The sequence below is a fragment of the Streptomyces sp. M-16 genome (genome assembly GCF_052114405.1).
Lineage (GTDB): Bacteria > Actinomycetota > Actinomycetes > Streptomycetales > Streptomycetaceae > Streptomyces.
Genome location: NZ_JBFRER010000301.1, coordinates 1 through 921 on the forward strand (window position 1 = coordinate 1; position 921 = coordinate 921).

At 71.9% G+C, this 921-nt stretch carries 2 protein-coding genes; one reads left to right on the forward strand and one right to left on the reverse strand.

The window, feature by feature from the left end:
* The coding region (locus AB4039_RS42220) for an adenosylhomocysteinase (protein ID WP_442273307.1) at positions 1 to 151 on the reverse strand (151 nt) is incomplete at its 3' end.
* Between the two features lie 344 nt (positions 152 to 495).
* Here AB4039_RS42220 and AB4039_RS42225 point away from each other — a divergent pair.
* Positions 496 to 921: PTS fructose transporter subunit IIB (locus AB4039_RS42225; protein ID WP_442273306.1), on the forward strand; the 426-nt coding region annotated here is incomplete at its 3' end.

Consider the following 921-nt stretch of genomic DNA (forward strand, 5'->3'; position numbering starts at 1 on the left):
GCAGCGAACCGGTGATCCGGGCGCCGGCCAGCGGCTGCGCCTCGGCGTACTCCCGGCGGATCGACATCAGACCCGGCATCTCGTGCTCGGCCAGGGTGATCTCCTTGCGGCCGAAGGCGGCAAGGGAAAGGTCGGCGACCTTGAAGTCCATGGGTGCTGCTCCTCATGGTTCGAGAGGGTGGGTACGGCTGGGCCGCGTGCCGTCGGGGACGGTACGCCGAGCACAGTCCGTCGGGGGCCCTCTCTCCCCTCGGCCGGCCACGGAGACCGCCCGACCGCCATCAGCAGCGACGCCTGACACTGACGACGAATCTACACCGATCGGCCTAGCGGCCCCAGTCGTGAGGGTGATGTGTCGCGCCCCGGTTTCGGGCCCTTGGGCGGAACGGTTCGGGGCCTTTCGGACTTTTGATGCACCCCTTGCGTGGGGCAGGACGCCCGGTGGACCGGGTCGTGCGCGCGGCCCCGCAGGACGGATGGCTGAAGGAGATTCCAGTGACCACCAGCCCGGCCGGCCCTCCCGGTGGCGGGGGCGCCGGCGGGCCCGAGCGCCCGAAGTTCGTGGCCGTCACGGCCTGCCCCACGGGGATCGCCCACACGTACATGGCCGCGGAGAAGCTCCAGCAGGCCGCCGACGAGCTCGGCGTGGACATCAAGGTGGAGACGCAAGGTTCCATCGGGGCCGGGAACGTGCTCTCTGACAACGATGTCAGAGAGGCGGACGGTGTGATCATCGCCGCCGACAAGGAGGTCGGCCGCGACCGCTTCGCGGGCAAGCGGGTCCTGTCCACGGGCGTCGCGGACGGCATCCACAGGCCGAAGGAGCTGATCGAGCGGGTACGCAGCGCGCCGGTGCAGACCGGTGCGGCGGCCTCCGGCGGCGGGGGTGAGGGGGGCCGGGAGCGCGGCGCGGCGGAGCGC